The sequence below is a fragment of the Vibrio sp. 378 genome, assembly GCF_033339435.1.
The window spans coordinates 254,643-277,188 of record NZ_JAWOUO010000007.1 but is presented as its reverse complement, the minus strand read 5'-3'; the positions used below and the strand labels follow the sequence as shown (position 1 = coordinate 277,188).

19 protein-coding genes and 1 riboswitch are annotated in these 22,546 nt (G+C 42.4%); of the genes, 7 read left to right on the top strand and 12 right to left on the bottom strand.

Annotation, left to right across the window (positions count from 1 at the left end):
* Positions 1-5 precede the first annotated feature (5 nt).
* The 5 genes from R7Q48_RS15190 to metA all read right to left on the bottom strand — a co-directional run bounded on the left by R7Q48_RS15190 (position 6) and on the right by metA (position 8,538).
* On the bottom strand, positions 6-3,182 hold the full coding sequence (locus tag R7Q48_RS15190; RefSeq protein WP_080276910.1) for a response regulator: 3,177 nt from the start codon (positions 3,180-3,182) through the stop codon (positions 6-8).
* 156 nt (positions 3,183-3,338) lie between these two features.
* Positions 3,339-5,495 carry a GGDEF domain-containing phosphodiesterase gene (locus tag R7Q48_RS15185; RefSeq protein WP_256902885.1) on the bottom strand — a complete coding sequence of 719 codons (2,157 nt, stop codon included), beginning with the start codon at positions 5,493-5,495 and terminating at the stop codon, positions 3,339-3,341.
* Entirely contained in the window at positions 5,495-6,424 is a 930-nt protein-coding gene (locus R7Q48_RS15180) for a phosphate/phosphite/phosphonate ABC transporter substrate-binding protein (protein WP_047100670.1), read from the bottom strand. The genes R7Q48_RS15185 and R7Q48_RS15180 overlap by 1 nt, the downstream gene beginning before the upstream one ends.
* Before the next feature lie 267 nt (positions 6,425-6,691).
* A complete protein-coding gene (gene pilW, locus R7Q48_RS15175; RefSeq protein ID WP_062730688.1) occupies positions 6,692-7,417 on the bottom strand; it encodes a type IV pilus biogenesis/stability protein PilW in 726 nt (241 codons plus the stop codon).
* A gap of 179 nt (positions 7,418-7,596) precedes the next feature.
* Complete coding sequence (metA, locus tag R7Q48_RS15170) at positions 7,597-8,538, bottom strand: homoserine O-acetyltransferase MetA (RefSeq protein WP_005377792.1); 942 nt, start codon at positions 8,536-8,538, stop codon at positions 7,597-7,599.
* A gap of 340 nt (positions 8,539-8,878) precedes the next feature.
* Here metA and R7Q48_RS15165 point away from each other — a divergent pair, with 340 nt between their 5' ends.
* The 3 genes from R7Q48_RS15165 to R7Q48_RS15155 all read left to right on the top strand — a co-directional run bounded on the left by R7Q48_RS15165 (position 8,879) and on the right by R7Q48_RS15155 (position 11,095).
* Complete coding sequence (locus R7Q48_RS15165) at positions 8,879-9,265, top strand: DUF6559 family protein (RefSeq protein WP_005377791.1); 387 nt, start codon at positions 8,879-8,881, stop codon at positions 9,263-9,265.
* 123 nt (positions 9,266-9,388) lie between these two features.
* Entirely contained in the window at positions 9,389-9,724 is a 336-nt protein-coding gene (locus R7Q48_RS15160; protein ID WP_069593657.1) for a DMT family transporter, read from the top strand.
* Between the two features lie 420 nt (positions 9,725-10,144).
* A complete protein-coding gene (locus R7Q48_RS15155; RefSeq protein ID WP_137281935.1) occupies positions 10,145-11,095 on the top strand; it encodes an LpxL/LpxP family Kdo(2)-lipid IV(A) lauroyl/palmitoleoyl acyltransferase in 951 nt (316 codons plus the stop codon).
* A 70-nt stretch (positions 11,096-11,165) separates the two neighbouring features.
* On the opposite strand, the gene R7Q48_RS15150 is transcribed toward R7Q48_RS15155, so the two are convergent.
* Positions 11,166-12,638, bottom strand: coding sequence for a carboxypeptidase M32 (locus R7Q48_RS15150; RefSeq protein ID WP_017820931.1), 1,473 nt, complete (start codon positions 12,636-12,638; stop codon positions 11,166-11,168).
* 223 nt (positions 12,639-12,861) lie between these two features.
* Here R7Q48_RS15150 and R7Q48_RS15145 point away from each other — a divergent pair, with 223 nt between their 5' ends.
* Complete coding sequence (locus tag R7Q48_RS15145) at positions 12,862-13,497, top strand: LysE family translocator (RefSeq protein WP_256902886.1); 636 nt, start codon at positions 12,862-12,864, stop codon at positions 13,495-13,497.
* Positions 13,497-14,063, top strand: a complete 567-nt coding sequence (locus R7Q48_RS15140) for a threonine transporter RhtB (protein ID WP_318077332.1) — start codon at positions 13,497-13,499, stop codon at positions 14,061-14,063. The genes R7Q48_RS15145 and R7Q48_RS15140 overlap by 1 nt, the downstream gene beginning before the upstream one ends.
* A gap of 118 nt (positions 14,064-14,181) precedes the next feature.
* Here R7Q48_RS15140 and R7Q48_RS15135 read toward each other — a convergent pair whose 3' ends face one another.
* The gene (locus R7Q48_RS15135; protein WP_005377785.1) at positions 14,182-15,558 is read right to left on the bottom strand and encodes an alanine/glycine:cation symporter family protein; all 1,377 of its coding nucleotides are present in this window, start codon (positions 15,556-15,558) and stop codon (positions 14,182-14,184) included.
* Positions 15,559-15,680: 122 nt separating this feature from the next.
* A riboswitch (glycine riboswitch) is annotated at positions 15,681-15,780 on the bottom strand.
* A 527-nt stretch (positions 15,781-16,307) separates the two neighbouring features.
* Here R7Q48_RS15135 and R7Q48_RS15130 point away from each other — a divergent pair.
* Positions 16,308-16,466, top strand: coding sequence for a hypothetical protein (locus tag R7Q48_RS15130; protein WP_005377784.1), 159 nt, complete (start codon positions 16,308-16,310; stop codon positions 16,464-16,466).
* 31 nt (positions 16,467-16,497) lie between these two features.
* On the top strand, positions 16,498-17,232 hold the full coding sequence (locus R7Q48_RS15125) for a chromosome partitioning protein ParA (protein WP_318132357.1): 735 nt from the start codon (positions 16,498-16,500) through the stop codon (positions 17,230-17,232).
* Between the two features lie 89 nt (positions 17,233-17,321).
* Here the strand turns inward: R7Q48_RS15125 and R7Q48_RS15120 are convergent, their stop codons facing one another.
* From R7Q48_RS15120 to proW, 5 genes are all read right to left on the bottom strand, one after another.
* Positions 17,322-17,705 (bottom strand): hypothetical protein, encoded by a 384-nt coding sequence (locus R7Q48_RS15120; protein WP_005377782.1) that lies wholly within the window; start codon positions 17,703-17,705, stop codon positions 17,322-17,324.
* 99 nt (positions 17,706-17,804) lie between these two features.
* The gene (locus R7Q48_RS15115; protein WP_005377781.1) at positions 17,805-18,170 is read right to left on the bottom strand and encodes a VOC family protein; all 366 of its coding nucleotides are present in this window, start codon (positions 18,168-18,170) and stop codon (positions 17,805-17,807) included.
* Positions 18,171-18,316: 146 nt separating this feature from the next.
* A complete protein-coding gene (locus tag R7Q48_RS15110) occupies positions 18,317-20,266 on the bottom strand; it encodes an LTA synthase family protein (RefSeq protein ID WP_318132356.1) in 1,950 nt (649 codons plus the stop codon).
* Positions 20,267-20,460: 194 nt separating this feature from the next.
* Entirely contained in the window at positions 20,461-21,468 is a 1,008-nt protein-coding gene (proX, locus tag R7Q48_RS15105; RefSeq protein ID WP_005385703.1) for a glycine betaine/L-proline ABC transporter substrate-binding protein ProX, read from the bottom strand.
* Positions 21,461-22,546 (bottom strand): glycine betaine/L-proline ABC transporter permease ProW, encoded by a 1,086-nt coding sequence (gene proW / locus R7Q48_RS15100; protein WP_005377778.1) that lies wholly within the window; start codon positions 22,544-22,546, stop codon positions 21,461-21,463. Before proW ends, proX begins: the two co-directional genes overlap by 8 nt.

Below are 22,546 nucleotides of genomic sequence, written 5' to 3'. Positions count from 1 at the left end.
TCCACCTACATTGCTTGTTCAATTTGATACAACAGTTTTTCTTTGCGCACAGGCTTTGGTACGTAGGCATCCATTCCTGAATCAAAGCAGCGTTGAATGTCATCATCTACGACGCTTGCTGTTAATGCGATAATGGGCGTCTTAGCTAATCCTTTACTCGCTTCATAAGCTCTAATTTGCCTAGAAGCTTCAAACCCATCCATTATGGGCATCATGCAATCCATCAAAATAACATCAAACTTTCCATCTTTTTGGAACATTTCGACTGCAATTTGTCCGTTTTCTGCGACTTCGAATTGATAGCCTGCTTTAGATAGCAATAGAGAAGCCACTTTCTGGTTCACTCTATTATCTTCGACAAGCAAGATGCGTTCGGAGCGAATAGGCGTTACCGTTGCTTCTGGTTGCTCAGAACTTGCAGGTAGTTCATGAGTTTTATCGGGGGTGGTGTTCTCTTGGTGTGGTTCAGCAGGCGTCGTGTTGGAAACACGTAACCCAATTGCTTTATCTAACTTCTCTTTAAGCAACCCTGCTTTAAACGGTTTGGGCACATAGTCATCCATTCCAACGTCAAAGCATTTTTGTATATCGTCATCGACCACACTTGCCGTTAGAGCAATAATCGGAATTCTGAAAGCGCGTTTTTCTTTTACTTCTATTTGACGAATTATTTGGGTGGCTTCAAATCCATCCATTACGGGCATCATACAGTCCATTAAAATTAGGCTGTATTGATTCTGTTGAAATTTCTCAACCGCTTCTTGTCCGTTTACTGCGACATCAAAGTCGAAGCCAGCTTTTGTGACGTGTAGCCCCGCGATTTTTTGATTGACCGTATTGTCATCAACGACCAAAATTTTCGGCAAAGATTTAACATGTTGCGCTGAAGTGCTCTCTTGTTGTGCGTGCGAGAAATTTGCCGCACAACTTTCAAGTGCTTTAATTAAGCGCTGCCCTAGTAGTGGCTGAGTGACCAAGGCGCTGATACTGTTTCTAAAGTCGAATTGTGGGCTATGAAGGTGCTTGATGAGGCAGACACGAATGTTTCGTTTACAAAGGCTTTCTATCTCATCGATATGCATCGCCGCTGCATTTGGTGATGCTTCTACATGAATAACGATAACGCGCTCGTTATCAATCCACGTTGGCAACGCACTTAAGGTATCTACTGACTGCGTTATATTGATGTTGAAAAAACTTAACTCGTTACGCAGTTTTTGTTCTAGTTGAGTACTGCTGCATACAATCCATATGTCGTTGTGATTCAGAGCGTGATAAGCGTTAAACTCTTGCGTCACAACAGGAGCAGTTAGTTCAAAGAAGAAGCGACTGCCTTTACCTTTCTCGGATTCAAGTTGAATTTCTCCACCCATTAGCTCAACTAATTGCGTGCTAATGGCAAGCCCAAGTCCAGTTCCCCCAAATTGTCGGGTAGTAGAGTTATCCTCTTGGGCAAATGGAGCAAATATTTTCTTTTGCTGCTGGGCATCAATACCAATCCCAGAATCTTTAACGGAAAACTCGATGACCGCTTCACCATTTTTTATTTCGCGGGTGATGACCGATAGCTCTACACTGCCTTGTTCGGTAAATTTTACCGCGTTAGACATGAAGTTCATGACAACTTGGCGTATACGATGGTCATCCAACATTACGTGGTAAGGCGTGTTACGGCTAATGTTGACTTGCACATCGATGCCTTTTTCCTTTGCTTTCGGTGAAATGATAGAAGCAATGTCATAGATAGACTCTCGAACACAAGTTGAATGTGGGCTAATGAGCAACATCCCAGATTCAATTTTTGAGAAGTCTAGAACGTCATTAATTAAACTCAAAAGCAGTTGGGAGGAGGTTTCAATCGTGTCGACGTAATCGCGTTGTGTGGCAGTCAGGGAAGTATCGGATAAGACTTCAGAGATGCCAATAACGCCATTTAGCGGCGTGCGGATCTCGTGGGACATGTTGGCCAAAAAGCTACTTTTGGCTTTACTCGCCTTAATTGCATCATCTTTTGCTTGTTCTGCATCTTCTTTAGCTTGTGTGAGCTTTAGTCTGGACAACATCCGCTCATCACTAAGCTTTTTTACCTCTCGAGCAAACTTACTCAGCTCGTCTTTACCCTTTATTAGTTGAGCAAGAGGTGAATTTTCAGTGTTACTTTGTTCATTGCTTTCGTTACTGAGAAATTTGAGGACTAGATTCAAGTTTCCAGTAACTTTTCGCACCAATCTTAGCGTTAAACTTACGACCAACAGCGTTAAAAGGCTCATCATTGCGATAAAGGTAAAGCGGTGCTGTGTCGTCGTGTTGATTGTCTTTGATATATCATCACTCAGCTGTTGTTCCATTTTGTCGTCAACACTTTGTAATAACGATAAGCGTTTGTTGAGTGCAGATAACCCCGCATCAATCTCATCCGGGGTTAATGATTTGAGTTGAGCTGGTTGCAATAAATAAGCACGAAACTCTTGGCTTTTGATAAAGACTTCACCCGTAAACGTCTCAATGAGCAGATCTACTTGTTGTTGATTGGCATTTAGCGTCACAAAACGCTCTAGAAATAGTTGTTGGTTCTGGATTAAAGATTGGATAGAAGCCTGTGTTGTGAGGTCGTACTCGTTATTTTCCTCTGAAGATCGAATCAAATATTCGCTTAATCTATGCTCTTCAGTGGACCAAAACATCAACCATTCAAGTTGCATCAAAGAAGAAAGGTGAGTGTTTGTTTCATAACTCACATTTCTAAAATAGACTTTGTCTAAGCTCATGAGGATTTCTTTGAACGTATCAGCGCGCCACTCTGCCGCATCTAACTTTTCTTCTTGATTTTGCGAAGAGAGCATCGAGAGGGTTGCTTCCTCAAAGCTTGTCAACTGGTTTAGTATCTCAGCGTTTTCACCGAATACTGGTGCAGCGGTGTCGCGTAACAATTGAGATATCTGCTGAGTTTTTAGTTGCTTATCTATTACATCAGGGTTATTCGGTAGGTGATAAAGCGAAGATACGCGGTCGATGTAGACAGAGAATAACTGTGCTTTTTGTAGTTCCTGAGCCTGGATAGAAAGGCTTTGTACATGTTTACCCGCGAGGACAAGCAACAATAAAATTGGCAGCAAAACCAACCCAAATAGCTTTTGTTTTACCGACAGGTTGTTCCAAGAAAAGATTCCTACCACGCGCATTTCCATATCCAAGAAGTTGATATGAAAAGTGTAGTTTATTTATCTCAGATGTTAGATTTTAAGAGAAAATTCATATTAATGAGGTGGGGGAAGTGTGACCGATATTGCATTACGAGTACTAACGCGCTAAGCGGCAATAGTTAACAAAACGGCGTTCTAAGCAAAGTGATTGACGCTTTGAGCGCCACTCCCTCGTTGGTATTCAAATGCAATCAATTCCTCAGCAGGTACAGGCCTACCTAAGAAAAAGCCTTGTACGACGTCACAGTGGAGAGACTCCATTCGTGTGAGTTGAGTTTGAGTTTCTACGCCTTCGGCTACTACTTTCATTCTTAGGTTGTGAGCCATGGATACAATCGCGCGAACTAATGAATCGTCTTGATCGCTTTTTCGGATTTGAGCGATAAATGAACGATCAATCTTGAGCCCGTCAAAAGCCATATGTTGTAGGTAGGCAAGGGCTGAATACCCCGTACCAAAGTCATCTAGCCAAACTTCCACTCCGATACTTTGTAGTTTTTTAAGCACATATTGAGCTTTCTCTGTATCATCAATAAAAAGTGACTCTGTCACTTCAACATGAATGGTTTGAGGGGCGACATCATGTAGTCGTAAATACTTAGAAAATAATTGACTTAAATCTTGGCGATAGATTTGTCTTGGGGACAAGTTTAATGCGATGTGAAAATCAGTACCGAAATGTTCTGCCCACATTGCCCGCTGAGCAACTGCCGTCTCAATGATATGTTCTCCAAGCTCCAATATTAAATCACTTTGCTCTGCGATCGGGATAAACGATTCTGGACTGATATAGCCTTTCTCGGGATGATTCCACCTAACCAATGCTTCGACCCCAATTAGGCGATAGGTTTTTAGATCAAATTGTGGTTGATACCACAGCTCGAATTGAGACAAGTCACGTACTGAACGACGCAGTTCTCGTTCTATGTATAAACGTTGTTTAATCGTTTCATCAAACGTGGAATCGTATATCGTCATAATGTCTTTACCGCGTCTTTTAGATTCCTGCGCCGCAAGAGAGGAAAGCTGTAAAAGAGACTCAGCGTTTGAACCAAATTCTGGATACACAGCAACTCCGAGGCTTGCCGTAATTTGAATATCGTTCTCTTCCAAACTCAAGGGAGAGAGTAGTTGGCGATGAATAGCGTGCGCTTTTTCTCTAGCTTCATGATTGTCCGAGCACGGAAAGGCCAGTACAAATTCGTCCGCACCTACTCGACTTACGATGGTAGAAAGGCGGTAAAGCGGCTTAAAATAACTCGGCAAACGGCCTTGAAGCTCTGAAGCAAGATGGCCTAGCAATTTATCCCCAATGTTATGTCCGTAGTTATCGTTAATGTGCTTAAAGTCATCCAAGTCAATAAACACAACCGCAAGTGAGGGGGATTTGTGGTCAGTTATTTGCGTTTGAATATCAATGAGTAACTTTTCTCGGTTTGGCAGGGAAGTCAGAATATCGTGGTACGCCATGAACTCAACTCGGCTGGTGTATCGGTTCACTTTGTTTGACATTTTGTTGTACGCCGAAATAAGTTCTCCCACTTCATCTTTGCTTTGTATGTCGGTGACTGGCAGCGCTTGGGTATTTGACTCTGAAAATTGATCTTTTAGTTGCTTGAGTGGCTTAGTTAACGACCGCCCCAAAGCATAAGCGATGATGCTACCGAATAGAACGGATATCCCACTGATCGTTAGCAGCAAGTTAAACATCTTCTGTTTATCGTTTGAGGTAATCGCTTGGACTTGTTCAATGTTCTGTTCTTTCTCTTCCAGTAGATGTATCAAGTTAAGCTCAAGATACACCGCCCCAAGAGTAATATTTGATTGCTGAATCGGCGCTGCGATCTCCAACTGATGCTTGGAAAAGGAAACGAGAGTTCTGGATTCTTCTATTGCTTTCAAAATAAAAGGAGAGCGGTGATGAGGTTGGGCAAACATCCTTAGCTGAGTAGTGCCGTCGTGAAAGATTAGCCCTTCATTGTCAACAACATGTATTTTCGAGACATCTGGCTGGCTCAATGTTGCCTTAATTTGCTCATACGCTTGACTGATATTGTCTGTATAGAGTGGATCAAAAAGCTGTTTTGATAATAGCTCTGCATAAACCAACCCTTTTTGCTTAACGTAAGATTCTGTTTTTTCTTGAGAGTTGTTCGTGATTTGTTGAGTTAAGCTATTTGAATATGCATCGTAACCGTGCATGTATAACGCAAGATTTATCACCACAACAAACAAGACAACGAACATTGTCGAGCAAATGTATTTGGTTTCGAGTGAGAGCTTTTGAAACATCAATCCACCTTCGGTAACAAGTGAACTGACTTGCGCACTGTACTTAAGGAGGCTCGCATTTCTGGAGTAAGCGCGCTGAATTTTTTGGTGTTCTGAAACTTTTTAAGTGCGAGAGAGCCTTCGTGAGTTGTATCCATATCAAGCAGTATGGACGTGATTTTACGCTGTTGCTCTAGGCTCATGCTTGGAGAAGCGAGAATCAAATCCCTGGGTATTTCAACAGAACGAGAAAAAATCGCTAGTTTGTCTTTCATGTTCTCTGGCAAATCTTTGGGATTGTTCCAGTTGAAGTTACTGAATGCTCCTGCTGCAACTCTCTGTTTATATACCCATACAGATAGGTTGATTTCATTTGACTGAGCGAGTTGCTCATCAAGGAATAAATAACCAATACTGTCTTTGGCCGGTTTGTCATCAGGAGAGGGAAGGTATTGCAGTTTTTCTCCGTGATTCAGCAATGTAATCGCAGGTAGGTAATAGCTGCTGGTAGACGTGCGCTTTTCGAAAACAAGCGTTTTCCCGCGCAGGTCAGAAAATGACTCAATGCCACTCTCTTTATTAGTAAAGAACACCGTATGATATTTTTGCAGGCCTTTTTTCCATCGTATAGCGAGGACTTGGCTATTAGACTCCTTTTCTAAGGTCATCGCATTAAAGGGGGTCGCCGTTGCAATTTGAACGGTGCCATTTTCAAGCGCAACCGCGAGCTGACGATAATTTTTAAATACCTTTACCGCCCCTTTTGCGTAACCATATTCAGCCATATTTTCAGTTACATACTGAGTAAGGGGCGTCGCTTTTTTGATTTTGCTTTGGGCTTTATTGGACACAATGCCAAATGTGAATGTTTTCTCAATATTTTCTTGTGCACTGACGACAAAAGGTGAACTCAGCAAAGTGAGTAATAACAGAGTGCAGGCAGGTTTCATCCGGCTTCAACTTCCTTCTGGTGCATGTCAGTAATATTTAGTATTTATCAATGTGCCGAAATCAATCTTAAAAACAGTATGATGTACAAATTTCGTTGTGTGCGCACTTTTTATAATGTGACTTGGTCACTTATTCCGTTCAAATAGTACCGAATTTGACGTTTATGTACAGGATGAATGTATCACCGTGAGTCTGAATTCACTGGATTCTTGGTCAAGCGCTGTATTGGCTGTGAGCTAATGCGCCTTATGTATCGCTATTTTGTACTAAGAAAATTTTTCCAATTGTTTTTGATACTTTTTCTCGAGAGCTTCATTGCCTGCTGCACGTTCAAGTTGAATCATGAGTTGCAAAGAAGGCTTCTTTACGCCATACATTTGATTGAATCTCATTAATCGAATTCTAGCTTCAGTATAATCACCGCTATCAATTTCTATTTTAGCGAGTTGCAAAATCGATTTTGGTCTATGGGGATCATGATCGATAGCTCTAGTAAAGTAGTATCTCGCTTTGTCTTTATCTTGTGATTTTAGAGCACAAAAAGCTGCATTCTCATAGCTCGCTGGAATAAGGTAGTAATAAGGCTGCTCAATGGCTCGATTAAACATCTGATCGGCTTTTTCGAAGTCACCTCGCTTGCAAAGAAAAGTACCGTAGTTATTGAGCACATTTCCGTTTTTAGTGTGTTGGCGTAGAGAGCGTTTATACATCTGTTCGGCTTTAATATCTTCACCAACCGTTTCGTAGTAGTGAGCCATAGATAATTGCGCGCGATAGTATTGAGGTGCGTGGTTTAAGGCTTGTTGTAAGTTATCATGCGCGCGAATCATGTTACCGCCGTCTAAATAACCTAAGCCAAGTGCGATACGTGATTCTGCCATTGCCACAGGATCGGCTTTAACGACAGGGCTTCCATCTTCTTTCACCGTCACGCAACCCACGAGTGCAAACTGAGACAATAATAATAGTGCACCGAGCTTTGCTGTTTTCATTCTTTATCCCTACATCCCTGAATCTTTCTGCATGATATGAATTACTTAGCAAAAGCCTATTGAGGAAAAAACACTATGCGATCAGGTTTGCAAACTGTTATGAAAAAGCCGCCATATGGCGGCTTGGTTCACATATTGCATTTCGGTAATGATGAGTGCTTTGTTTGCTTATTTTGAAGCTAATCGTCTTTAGTGAAAGCATCTTCACTGAAGTGATCGAGGTCGTACGGTGTTTGCTGATAAACACAGTAGTTCAGCCAGTTTAAAAAGAGGAGGTGTCCATGGCTTCTCCAGCTTGCAATTGGTGGGTTATCTGGGTTGTTGTTTGGGTAATAGTTGACAGGAATAGCGGGCTCCATACCTTCGCTTAAATCTCGGATATATTCATTATGTAAGGTGTGAGAATCATACTCAGGGTGTCCTGTGACAAAGACATTGCGTTTGTCTTTTGTGGTGGCTAAGTACACACCTGCGACATCCGATGTCGCTAAAATGTCTAAGTCAGTATGCTCTTCTAGAAAGTGAGGCGAAAAATCTGCGTAACGCGAGTGAGGAGCCAAAAACGTGTCATCAAATCCGCGTAAGATAGGGTGAAATTGATGATGGATTTGATGATGATACACGCCTGAAAGTTTTTCTTTACGCGTTTTTTTAGGTAGATCGTAGAGTAGCTTTAACCCTGCTTGCGCAGCCCAGCAAACATAAAGAGTGGATGTCACATGATCTTTTGCCCACTCCATGATGGTTTTGAGATGATCCCAATAAATGACATCTTCAAATTGCACCAAACCTAATGGAGCCCCAGTAATGATCATGCCATCGAAGTTTTTATCTCGCACCATTTCAAATTGGCGATAAAACGTGTCTAAATGTTCAGTTGGCGTATTTTTACTCGGGCGGTTATCAATGCGCAGTAATTCGACGTTAACCTGTAGTGGGCTGTTTGAGAGTAGACGCAGAAACTGAGTTTCAGTCTCTATTTTTTTTGGCATCAGATTAAGGATCAGTACTCTTAAAGGACGTATTTCCTGACTCGCTGCACGCGTTTCACTCATCACGAAGATGTTTTCTGTCCTTAATACATCGGTAGCTGGTAATTGATCTGGAATTCTAATTGGCACGACTTTCTCTCCCTAAGTATAGTCAATCTAGACGTCTATACTTCTAAAGCTAACTTAATTAAGTTTAGATGTCGATACGAAATCCGACTTTTCAATCTACTCTTTACATTATGGTAAACCGTACTCGGGGTTGTCACACAATTGTGACTAAAGCAGAGTTTCTGATGAGATAGGTTTGAAACGCAGTGTGTACTATTTGCTGGTAATTATGCGATCACGTTAATATGTGAAGGTGACTTCGTAGTAAGGAAGTCTCAAATTAATGAGCCATACTAAAAACAATCAGCTCACCATTTTGCATTAATGTGCATATTTGGAAACATCGTCAGTGGAGGACATTATGTTCGGTATTTTCAAGAGAAAGACAAAGATTCAGAGCATCGCTCAAGAAGTTCCTTGCGTGCTACTGCATTCGTTTGGTGATAAAGACATTTATACGCCGGAAGAGATTGATCAAGCTCTTCAAAAGCTGGGTTATGATAAGAGCAAGGATATCAGTCATTATCAGTATGCGTATGGAATGTTTGCCGATGAAGCCTCTTACGAGCTCCTAGAACTAACGGATGAGCTAGGTAATTATGGTCATTTCCAACGTGAAGTAGGTAAGATGCTACTCAATACACCTGAGCCGATTGATATGCATATCTACTTTGAAATTTCTCGTCAGCACCAAAACGTCAGCCTTTCACCTGGTCATCAAAAAGTAAGCGAAAGTGATGGTGTGTAAACATCGTTAGTGGTATTCCATCGTGAGATGAGTTGGGTATAATGCGCGGCCTAATTATCCGGACATGTTGTCGGTTACATTTCTGTTGAGCGTTAATGCCTTATGTTCAAAATGCTTGTCTCTATGCCACCAATGTTGGCGCTGTCGATCGCGATTGTATGTGAAGTGATTGCCACTTCTTATATTCCCAAAACAGAGCAATTTACGAAAGTAATGCCGAGCACAGTCGTTTTGATTGGTTACGGCATCGCTTTCTTCTTGCTTTCCGTCACAGTGCAAACAATGCCTGTTGGGGTTGTTTATGCCATATGGAGTGGTGCTGGGATCGTTTTGGTTGCGACGGTTGGTTACTTTGTTTACGGACAGCGTCTAGACTTACCAGCCCTAGTTGGTATTGGGTTTATCATCGCTGGTGTGTTGATCGTAAATTTATTATCCAAAACAGTAGGGCACGAATAACGCCACTCTACTTGTTAAGTGAATAAGAAGCCGCAGCGAGAAATTGCTGCGGCTTTTTAGTGCAAATTCAATCGCTAATGGCGAGTATTGATATGACGTCTTATTGTTGTATTCATAACGGTCGCATTATGTGATTGAAAAATAGACATTATTTAGCGCATTGAAAATACAAAGTTATGTTTCTTCAAACTTTAGGAAAGGGCAGTAGATAAATCACTCCGATAGATGTTAACGTGGCGACTCATCTTTACTGCTTTTTCATTCCCTACATATTTCTGCAAAGTTCTTATTGTGTAGTGTGTCGAAGAACCATAGAATCCGCGCGCTTTAATTTATGTTATTAGCGTTATCAATGATAAAAGTGCAGTCCATTATCATTGTTTTTATCACTTATAGATGGGCACATCTGACAATACTTACATGAACAAATACAAAAAGCCTGCTTTCAAGGCCGAATTTCTTTTGCCTCGTTACTGGGGAACGTTAATTATCATTAGCGTGATGTACTTACTTAGCCTCCTTCCTTTTAAAGTTCAACTAGCTTTGGGACGCAACATTGGTCGTTTAGCTATGCGATTCATGAGAAAACGTCAAGTTACGATCAGACGCAATCTTGAGCTTTGCTTCCCTCATATGGAAAAATGCCAACGCGAAGCAATTCTAAAAGACAACATCGACAATACTGGCATCGCACTTTTTGAGACCGCAATGGCATGGTTTTGGTCAGATAAACGGGTAAACAAACACGTCACGATAAAAGGCATGGAGCATCTAGAGGCTTTAGAGAAGTCAGGCAAAGGTGCATTAATGTTGGCCGTACACTCAATGAATCTAGAGTTAGGTGCTCGAGCTTTTGGCATTAAAAAGTCTGGAACCGGTGTTTATCGCCCAAACAATAATCCGTGCTTTGATTATTTTCAGTATAAGGGACGCTCTCGCTCTAATCGTACACTGATTGATCGTAAAAACGTCAAAGCCATGCTTGAAGCACTTAAAACGGGTGAGCGGGTTTGGTATGCACCGGACCACGATTATGGTAACCGACGCTCGACATTTGCACCGTTATTTGCCGTTAAAAATGCTTGTACTACGACAGGCACAAGTTTGTTGGTTGATTCTACAGATTGCGCCATTGTGCCTTTTACGATGGTAAGAGGAAAAGACGGACACTATACCCTAACCATTAGTGCGCCCGTCGAAGGTTTCCCGAAAGAGGATCATCAACGTGCCGCCGCATTCGTGAATCAAATAGTTGAAACATCAATCATGGCAAGTCCGAGCCAGTATATGTGGCTTCATCGTCGGTTTAAAACTAGACCAGAGGGTGAGGACTGTTTGTACAAGCCTAGGCTCATCCCTAGCTTGGCATAACACATAGAGAGCCTACAAAAAGCCCAAGGAACATACGAACCTTGGGCTTTTACTTTCTATTCTTTTCGCTTTATAAGTAGCGATCTTTTAGGTGAGCTTGAAAGTGTTTAGCATTCAGTGTTTCACCCGTGGCTTGTTTTACCAATTCATCAGTGGTGAATAAGCTACCTTTACTCCAGATGTTTTCCGAGAGCCAATTGAATATCGGAGCTAAGTCGCCAGAACGAATAACCGCATCTACATCGACGGTTTGTTTCATTGCTGCCATAAATTGTGCAGCGTACATCGCACCGAGCGTGTAGGACGGGAAATAGCCAAAACTTCCGTCTGTCCAATGGATATCTTGCATACAGCCATTTTTGAAGTTTCCTTCGGTTGATAGCCCCAAGTACGCTTTCATCTTTTCGTTCCAGAGTTCTGGTACATCTGTATGTTTGATGACGCCGTTCATGAGATCTCGCTCAATTTCATATCGAAGAATAACGTGAGCAGGATATGTTAGTTCGTCAGCATCTACGCGAATAAAGCCTTTTTCTACGCGAGTGTAAATTTTGGCTAAATTGTCTTTTTCGAATTCACTACCAGAAAAATGGTTAGAAGCCAGTCGAGCGAGGTGATCGATAAACGCGCTGCTTCGTCCTATTTGCATTTCAAAGAAGAGTGATTGTGATTCATGAATACCCATAGAGCGAGCTTCTCCCGCGGGTGTTCCTGATAAATCTTTTGGTAGCCCTTGCTCGTATCGAGCATGGCCAGTTTCGTGGACAATCCCCATCAATGATTGGACAAACTCGTTTTCATTATAACGTGTCGTAATACGCACATCTGTCGGTACACCGCCACAAAATGGGTGGGTACTCTCATCAAGTCGACCGTGTTCAAAATCGAATTGAAGTAGCTTCATGACTTCCAAACCGAGCGCTTTTTGCTTTTCCGCAGGGTAGTGCGCAGTTGGCAATAAGATGTTGTCTGATTGTTGTTTTTCAAGCGCTTCATCGATCAAAGTAGGAAGCCAGGTTTTCACGTCAGCAAAAAGAATGTCTAACGACGCAGACGTTGTGCCAGGCTCATAAACATCGAGCATGGCATCATAAGGAGTCGTGCCATTTGCTTCGGCTCTAATTTGCGCTTCTTCCTGCGATAGCTTTACTACTTCAGCCCAGTTCTTTTCAAAACCAGCCCAGTCATTTTCTCCACGTTGTGTACGCCATGCATGTTCACATTTGGAGCCAGCAAGAGATTGAGCTTGAACTAATGATTCTGGTAGTAAGTTAGCTTGCTGCCACCCACGCTTCATTTCTCTTAGGATAGATTTTTCTTTTGTAGACAGCGTGTCTTCTTCTGCCTGAGCGAAAAGCTCTCCCAAGTGCGGTTGAGTCATTAAAGAATGGATATGTACATCAAGCTCTGCCGTGGCATTCGAGCGTGCTTCAGCGCCACCAGGTGGCATGACCGCTGCTTGATCCCAATCTATGATGGCAGATAGATGCTCAAAATTTGCCACTTTTTTGGAATGTTCAACGAGTTTTGTAAATGCGTTCATGTGACTACTCTTATTCTTTTGTTCTTTCCCTAAACACCCGATAACGGGTCCTTCATATGGTGTTGCACTAAGCAACCTGCGTTAATTTACTAATAATTAACAATTAACTCCAACCCATTGTCCATAAACTCACCCAGTTGTATAGCTCTCTTAAAAAAGAAGCTTGCGAATCTTGTGGATTGGCGGTATTGATGAAGGATTGACAATTAATTATCACGATAATATGGATATTTTGAATTTCGAGGCATTTATTATTGCCATTACGATTTTAACGTTAACGCCAGGTTTAGATACTGCACTTGTTATCCGTAACACTAGCCGCTCGGGCCTAAAAGATGGATGTACAACCAGTCTAGGGATTTGCTTTGGCTTATTCGTACATGCTTTTTTTTCTTCGGTTGGTATCTCGGCGATTCTTGCGCAATCAGCAGAGTTGTTCCAAATCGTAAAAATGATTGGCGCAGCTTATCTTATCTGGCTTGGTTTGAGCAGTTTAAAAGCGCTAATGTCGTCGAAAGATGGATTGACCGTGACCGAGCAGATTCACGAAGTGTTTAATGGTAAGCGCTCTTTTAGAGAGGGCTTTCTTTCTAACGTCTTGAACCCGAAAACGGCGGTCTTCTATTTGGCTTTCTTGCCACAGTTTGTGAATCCAGAAGGTTCACCCTTGCTTCAATCAATGATGATGGCATCTGTACACTTTGCTATTGCGATGGTTTGGCAGTGTGGTTTAGCTGGCGCGCTTAACTCGGCTAAAAATCTACTAAAGAATGCAAGCTTTATGAAGTGGATGGAAGGCGCGACGGGCGCAGTATTAGTCGCACTTGGTGTGAAGTTATTAATTGAAAAACCCGTTTAATGCGTAATATTTATCGATTGTTGATACTACTCGCTTTATTTATTGTGGGGGTAGGTGCCGCTGTTGTTTGGCATACGTGGCCACAAGTACAGTTTGCGCAACGCGGCATGATCTGGTCTTGGCACTGGGGCTACTTCGAGCCTTTTGCTAATGGAATACAACAAACGCGAACTCAAGATACTAAACAGTTATTGCTCAGGCGTGTGTATTTGCATGACGCTATTGTCGTTTTTGTTTCGACAACTATGGACAATAAATTTGAGGTTGACGTTGTAAAAGAGCAAACCTGTGAACCTAAAACGACGACTTGGGCATCGGTCTCTGTCAATCATCAACGTGTCAGGCATGTACCTATGGTGTGCGATGCGTTTGGGCAAGGCTACTTTTATCGCTACATCGGGAAACATCTGGAATCGATTGAGGTTGGTGTCGGCGACTCGTTTGTAACAGAAGCATTTTTAGACTGGCCGCTATCAGAGTTGAAAGCGGATCAATTCAAGCAAAAAAATGCGAAGTTTTTTGAAGAACGTGGAGAAAACGTTGAGCATCAATGGTTGAGAGATTAACCATTTAACCGAAGATAAATAAAGCCCGCTAAATAATAGCGGGCTTTGTGTTTTTACCATTTCTAATGTGTTTTGCTCTCTGTGACTGACAGTTTATGACCGCAAACCTGCCGTTTCATTAAGCTTTCACTGCTTCAACTTCACCTGATTGCGATGTTGAGCTAAAGAACAGTTTGGTTTCTGCCAGCACGACGTGACGCAGTGCGATCAAACCAATTAGGTTAGGAATTGCCATCAGACCGTTTACGATATCAGCCAGTAGCCAAATCATATCGAGGTGAAGGAATGCACCAGATGCCACCAAGCCAACGAAAATCAGTTTGTATGGAAGCACAGCTTTAGTTCCGAACAGGAACACAACGCAACGCTCACCGTAGTAGTTCCAACCAAGAATGGTGGTAAAAGCGAAGAACATCAAACCGATTGAGACGAGCATAGGGCCAAATGTATCTGCATTTAAACCCACCGCAAAAGCATGAGTCGTCATCGCGGCACCAGCAAGGTCACTTTGCCATGCACCGGTCAGGATTAGAGCAAGGCCTGTCATGGTACAAATAATGATGGTATCGAAAAAGGTACCCGTCATTGAAATTAGGCCTTGTTTAACACAAGAGTCTGTCTTCGCTGCTGCTGCTGCCATAGGCGCGCTACCCAAACCTGATTCATTTGAGAACACACCGCGAGCGATACCTGATTGGATTGCCAGCATGATGCTTGCACCTAAAAAACCACCAGTCGCTGCTGTTGATGTAAAGGCTGAAACCAGCACTAATTCAACGGCATTGAACAATTGGTCTGCATTCATGATGATCACGCTTAAACACGCCAACACATAAAATACAGCCATGGTAGGAACCACTTTTCCTGCAACGTTAGCAATGGATTTGATGCCACCCAAAGTTACGAAAGCAACCAAAAGAGTTAGTACAAAGGCAGATAGCTCACGGTTAACACCAAGAGATATCTCACTTGCATCCAGAATCGCGTTTACTTGTGGAAACGTACCGATACCAAAACAAGCAACACCTAAAGCAAACACTGCAAACATGATCGCGAGAGCTTTTGAGCCAACACCGTATTGCAAGTAATACATTGGGCCACCAATCATTTGGCCTTTATCATCGACTCTTCGGTACTTAACCGCCAACAAACATTCGGCGTATTTAGTCGCCATTCCGAAAAGGGCAGCGAGCCACATCCAGAATAGAGCGCCTGGTCCACCGAGTTTGATTGCTGTGGCAACACCAACAATGTTACCAGTACCAATTGTTGCTGAAAGTGCAGTACAAAGAGCTGCAAAGCTAGAAACGTCACCTTGAGTATTAGATGACTTATCTTTACTGAATACCATCGCTAGCGCTGTTGGGAGGTGTTTAAACTGGATCAAGCCAAGGCTAAAAGTGAAGTAAACACCTGTACCCACTAGCAAAATAAGCAGCGGTGGACCCCAGACAAAATTATCGATGGTTTGTAGTAAAGATTGTAGGTTGTTCATGATTTCCCCTTAATAAAACAACTAATAAGGAGAAGAGGGAAAGGACGAGATCAACGATCTCTAAAAGAACTAAGCTATTGGTTGTAGGCGGGAAGGCCAAGCAAAATAGTTAGGTTGTAACTTTCCACTCCTCTGTCCTTTTGCCTGAGAGTTTCACCTTGCGTGAGTGCAAGACTTGCTCCTTCGGCGACCGATTTAACGGTTCTCTCCAGAGGTTCCTCCAACTACAGTCCCCGCTACCTAGGTAGCACCTGAAATAGTTAATTCTTCGGCGAGTTATGCTAATCAAATGTTAAAATTTGATTAATAACCACTCTCCTGCAGTCTTCATCGGAACAATTACTCAATTAAATGAGTAAAGGTTAGTTAATGATGCTGGTCATCATTAACGTGTGAACTCTATCATGTTTTTGGTCCATTTCAACACCCTATGTCAATTTATTTTCAATGAAATAACCTCATCAATTTTCATGAAGGTATGTTTGCCAATCTTTTTGTGCGAGTCACGGCATAAATAAAATTTATTGGGTTAGGGAATGGAACCCAAAAACACTTCAGAACGATAAATGTGTTTCGATTGTTACGACATAAGTTATTCAATTAAGGACACAAAATTGATTAAAATCGGAGCACTTATTTTAAAATCTACGCTAAGTTGACCTTATGGTACGTATAAATGGGTTACAATGAATCTTTGTGAAACAGTCTACGGACCTAGGCAGTTTTTCATGAGTGGACAAGGAGGCGGTATGACCAGATTATTAGCCATTGCGGTGTTGATTGCAGTAGCATTTGTGCTGTTTCGTTATCGAACCAATGAAAAAGTCCAAAAAGCGACCGTTATAACATTAATTGGCGCATTTCTGATTTATACAGCATCAATTATGTTTGCGGAATTGATCCGCTAGCAAAGTAAAAGAGTCCTTGGAGTAGTATACGGTGAGTTCTCAGAACAAAATGGAAGAGCAAGACGACGTAGTTGTCATTGAAGAGCGTGACAAACGTACGCATATCTATATCGCAATCGCTGCGGTGTTAGGCTTGGCATTTGGTGGCCTTGTTGGATCGGTTGTCACTGCGAACAAGTGGGAATCGACTTACCACGTATTAGAAGAAAAGTATCAAGCACTAACGCAAGATAAAACCCAGTTGGCATCTCAAGTAAAAGTGCGTGAAGAGGCGCTTGACCAAGAAATACAAAACCAAGTTAGTGAGTTACTTGCCGCGAAAGACGAAGCGCACCAGAAAGCACTTAAGAAGTTGCAAAAGCAATTGACTGAGGTCGAGAAGGTCAACTTGTCACTAGAGTCTCAATTGAAGCAGCAGGCAGATAAGATCAACACGACGAAGTCAGAAAATGAGAAGCTGAGTCGTCAAGCGGATATGCAAGCGACTATGTTTGAGCGGTCCCGCGAAGTATTCCAGAAAGAGCTAAAAATTTCGCAAGAATTAGAGTCTCTCGAGAAAGAACGGTCGAAATTATTACCTAAGATTGAGGAACTCAAGAAAGAGTGTGACGTATTTTTAGAAGGCAAATCTTGGGACGTGAAGTCGGACGCGTGTGATAAACATGATGAAGCTAATTCACGACTAAGTCAGGTCGATCAAATGATTGAAGTCTATAAAATGGACCTCAAACAAATCAAAGCAATAACGGAAGATATCGGCCTTTAAGTCTTTTGTATCCGGTTTTGAAAAGCAAAAGGAGCTCTTTAAGAGCTCCTTTTTCGTTGTTAGCTATGACTTTTAGCCTGTCGCGTATATTAGATTCGTGAGGCGTCATAGCCTGAGGCGAGCAGGAGCTCTCGTTCGTGTTTAATCAGCTGAGCTCGATCTTCAATTAGTTCATTGAGTGCTTGAGATGGCTTACCTGCTAATGCTTTGAACGAAGCAAAAGATTCCGCGGTGTCGATTTTATCAATCATCTGACTGATGACATTACGAGCCTCACACGGGTTACTCGTCGTTGTAAAGTATTCTACTTGCTTTGCTGCCGATTTCATCTCAGTTAATAGCTCAAGCGGGCTACTTTCTTTGGCTACTGCCATGTAGTTATCCAGCACGCGCTTTGCATAAAGCAGTTCTTTGAGGGGGATATCTCTTCCGCTCTCGATTAGGGATTCGCTAAGGATCATACTTGAGCTCATGGGCATTCCTTCTTATTACTACGCCGCTTTTGATGTTTCCTTGAGTCTAATTTATTGAAGTCACATTGGGAATGGGTAAAAAGCATTTTTAACGCATTTTTATTCATTTATGAAAACACGAATGCGATGCTTATCTGGATCGATAGCCATAAAATTTAACCCATACACTGATGTCGCTGGTGGTTGAACAAACTCAACACCTAGGTCTTTCCAGCGCTTGTAAATGCGCTCTAGCATATGACTATTGGGCACCGATAAAGACAACTCGGTGCCACCACCTCTAATTCCGCTGTAGGGTGAAAGATTATCTCTTTGCTTGAGTGTCAACGTTAAGCCTTCGGTCAGTGGAATAGCGGCGAAGGTTGGAGACAACTGCGTGACTTTGCGTTCGAACAGTTTCGAATAAAAAACTTGGCTTATGTGGATGTCCTCAACGTAGAGAACGAATGAATTGATAGTCAGCATGGTTTGTTCCTTAATCAATTAGAAATAGTAGGGGCAATCTAACGGAAAGGAACGACAGGAGTTGTCAGTAGAACATTCTCGAAGGTAAGTGACAGATTAAGAAAAAGGAGCCGTTTAGCTCCTTTTTATCAGCGGAATCATTGGTATTAATGAGTGTGTTTGGAAGAATACCAGTTGTTTTGATACGCTTTAGATGCAAATAATGCGTTTGCTTTTGCACGCTCGATAATAGACTCGTCCACCTCTAGCGGCTTCATGGTTTGGTCTTTAAAGTCGTACGCCAGGGTCGATATCTTTTCACCAGGGGAAAGCACAACGAGATTGTCGCGCGTTAAATAACCAAAGTTTTTGTCGTATTGCATCATTGCGCGTTCATCTTCGCGAGCCAGTGGCTTCGTTAAATCACGACCAATCATCGGTGTTTTAGCATCTACCCCAATCAGAGATAACAGTGTAGGCGGCATGTCTATGTTGTTTGCTATGCGGTCATCTTTACGTGGTTGAATGCCTTTACCAAGGATCAATGCTGGAATGTGAAAGTGCTTAACTGGAACAAGGTTAGCGCCAGAAACACGTGCATCATGATCTGCAATTACAATGAAAATGGTATCATCCCAATAAGATGACTTTTTCGCCTTTTCAAAGAAAGTACCCAAAGCGTAATCGGAATATTTAACGGCGTTGTTACGCGTCATATATTCTGAATCGTATGGCTCAATTTTGCCTTTTGGATACTCATAAGGGCTATGATTACTTGACGTAAAAACTAAGCTAAAAAAAGGTTTGTCGCTTTTTGAAAGGCGTTCAAACTCTTCGTTTGCTTTGTTATATAGATCTTCATCACTAACACCCCAAGAGCCAACAAAGCTTGGGGTGTTATAATCGTCTTCTTCTACTATTTGATCAAAACCGTTACCAAAGAAGAAAGTTTTCATGTTGTCAAAGTTGGCTTCACCGCCGTAAATAAATTGCGTGTGATAGCCTTGAGCTTTCAGTAAGTCCGCGATGGTAAAGAAACCCGTTTGGCTTTTACTCAGCTTCACTACCGCGCGAGACGGAGATGGAGGAAAGCCCGTGGTTACGGCTTCAATTCCACGAACAGAACGAGTACCAGTGGCGTACATTTGTGTGAACTGCCAACCTTCCTTCATGAGTTCATCAAGGTTTGGTGTTAGAGGTAAACCACCCAAAGCACCGACAAATTGGGCGCCTAAGCTTTCTTGTAGCAAAATCACTAAGTTTTTATGTTTACCCTGGTAAGTCGCGGGGTTACTGTTCATGGTTGGGAGTAATGAAGGGGTGAAGTCGGACTTTGTTGATGAAGTGCGAACTAATTCCAACATCTTTTGAGTGTCCATTTTTCCGTAGAACTGCTCAGCACTCTTTTCTGACTTCATGCTATTAACCGCAAACAACAATGAGTAAGATGAGTTCAGTGCTAAGTCGTTAAGCAGTGGATCGTTAGAAAAGGCGACCATAGCAGGATTTAGCGGGCGGTGCCCTAAAGATGAGCGAGCACCTGCAACCCCAAAAAGAACAACGAAAAGTGCCAATAGTGGTCGCCATTTCCAGTTGACCTGCTGCGCCTTATCGGTCAGTTTCTTACTCCACTTCCAACCTAAAGTGATGGTTAAAACTGTACCTAACGCACCAATAAACAGTTCTAATTTGTAGCCAGTCCAGAGCATACTCAAGACTTCTTTTGGGTAGATTAAGTATTCCACAAACAGGCGGTTTGGACGTAGGTCGTATTCCTGAATGAATGGCGCTGTTGCTAGCTCCATGTATACAAGCACCCAAAGCCCTAAAACCATCCATATGCGTAATATTCGCTTCCAACACTCTCCCATCTTACCGGTTAATGGCATGAAGGTTGATAACAGTGCTGGAAGAATAAATAACCAGCAAAGCGTTGCAATATCTACGCGCAAACCTTGACCTAGGATGTAAATTAAGTCGTTTAGAGAGTCAATACGGTCAATCTGCCAAAAAGCTAGCAAAACTCTTGAGATAGACAGAAATAGAAGCGAAAACAAAGAAAAGGCAGCAATTGGCTGCAAAGGCCCCCACACAGAGCTCTTTGATAAGTTTTTCATATTTATTCGAATAGTTTAATTGTTATGTTGTGTTGTTTTTAGCAAAGCAAGCGTGAAATAAACGTGAATTATAATGTGGGTTTATGGTCGAGTAGTGTAAGTGTTGGTATGTCTATGTAAGGGGGAGGGGCGTTTGTGTAAAAAAAGAGCCAGTTGATAACACCAACTGGCTCTAGAGATTGATAAAGGCATGATTACATTGCGGCTTTCTTCGCTTCTTCGACCCATGCGTCGAACTTTTTCTGGTTCGCTTTGATCCAGCCATTTACATGAGACTCGATGTCCGCTGAGCTGTTCTTACCTTGGCTCATCATCATATTCTGAGCACTAACATCATTGATATTTAGTTTGATGATTTCAAACAGCTTTGCAGCAGCAGGGTTGTTTTCTGTAAACTCTTTATTGGCAACGATGCGCATAGAGTTCATCTCGAAGCCGTAGTTCTTACCGTTCTCTAGTGTCGTATCAATGTCCTTACGCTCACCAGGAAGTGAAGAGAATGGCACTTCTAACCACACAACATCTTTCCCTGGAACTAAAACGCCACTTACCCAGTACGGTGTCCAAGTGTAGTAAAGAATCGGATCGCCTTTTTTGTAACGTGAGATCGTATCAGCGATAATCGCTGCGTAGTTACCTTGGTTGTGTGTTACTGTGTCACGGAGTTTGAAAGCATCCAACTGATGTTCAACAACCATTTCACAACCCCAACCTGGGTTACAACCAGTTAAGTCCGCTTTGCCATCGCCGTTTGCATCGAATAGCTTCGCCAATTTTGGATCTTTTAACTGACCAATGTTCGTGATGTTATATTTTTCCGCGGTTTTCTTATCGATCAAATAACCTTGCGCAGCACCACTTACGTATTGGCCTTTACGGAAGAACTTATCATCACCGCCAGACATCGTGTACTTATCGGCGTGAAGAGGGAACCAACCAACCGCTAAGAAAGTAGCATCACCTTTAGCAATAGAGGTGTAGCCTACGTTGTAGTCCACTTCTTTGGTCGGTTTAACATCGTAACCAAGCTCTTCAAGTGCGCGGTTTACGATCAACGTTTGAAATGTTTCTTCTGCAACGGTTGATTGAACAGGCTGAACAGTGACACCTTCACCCGGTAATTCACTTGCCACACCATAAGTTGAAAATGCGATAGTACTTAGAGCTCCAACAGAGAGCGCTTTCTTCCATGAATTATTCATTGATGTTTCTCCTAAGTTTTAGATCGTCTTGGTTCGTCTTTGTTTTCAGTTTTAATAGGTATGAAACAGGACCTGTGTGATACCAGCGAAGTTTAGTGTTGCCCGCATTAACCCCTAACACCTGGGTGATACGGTCTAACAAAATCGCAAGAATAACGATGCCTAAGCCACCAACGGCAGCAAGACCCATATCAAGTCGGCCAATACCACGAAGTACCATTTGGCCTAAGCCGCCAACAGCAATCATTGAAGCAATCACTACCATAGAAAGTGACAGCATTAAGGTTTGGTTTACACCTGCCATGATGGTTGGTAACGCCAATGGTAACTGGATGCGATAAAGCATCTGTTTTTTGTTTGCCCCGAAAGAGTGGCCAGCTTCGATAAGCTCTTCAGGTACTTGCTGAATACCCAAAATAGTCAGGCGCACAACGGGAGGCAGGGCGAAAATGATCGTTACTACTACGCCAGGAACGTTACCAATACCAAACAACATAACAATTGGTACAAGGTAAACGAACGCGGGAGTCGTTTGCATTGCATCTAATATTGGCCTAACAAATTTGGCAGCGGTTTGGCTCCTTGCCAACCATATCCCCATTGGTAGCCCTATAAGCAAACAGAAGAAAACGGCGGTTAACACCAGTGCTAGCGTTGTCATCGCTTGTGACCACGCACCAATTAGGCCAATGAAAACAAGGGATACAAGAGTAGAAAAACCAAGTTTTACATTGGAAAACTGCCACGCTAGCAAAAATAAAATGAGTACCATTATAGGCGCAGGTGTAGACACCAAAGCAGTTTCAAACGACGTTAGAATAAAGTCGATTGGAACTCGTATTGCTTGGAAAACAGGTCGACCATGTTCCACCAGCCAGTTCAAACCGGACTCTACCCAGCTATCGAGGGGTAAAACCGCATCTTGGAATGGGTTCATAATATCGAATGGCGCTTGCTCTACAGTTTCTGAGTTGAGCCAATCATTACTTGGTGCGGCCTCTGTACCTTGCGACCAAGGATCATCTTGCGCAGGAGCAGTATTTGACCAGGGATCATTGTTAGTTTGCTCTGAAGACAT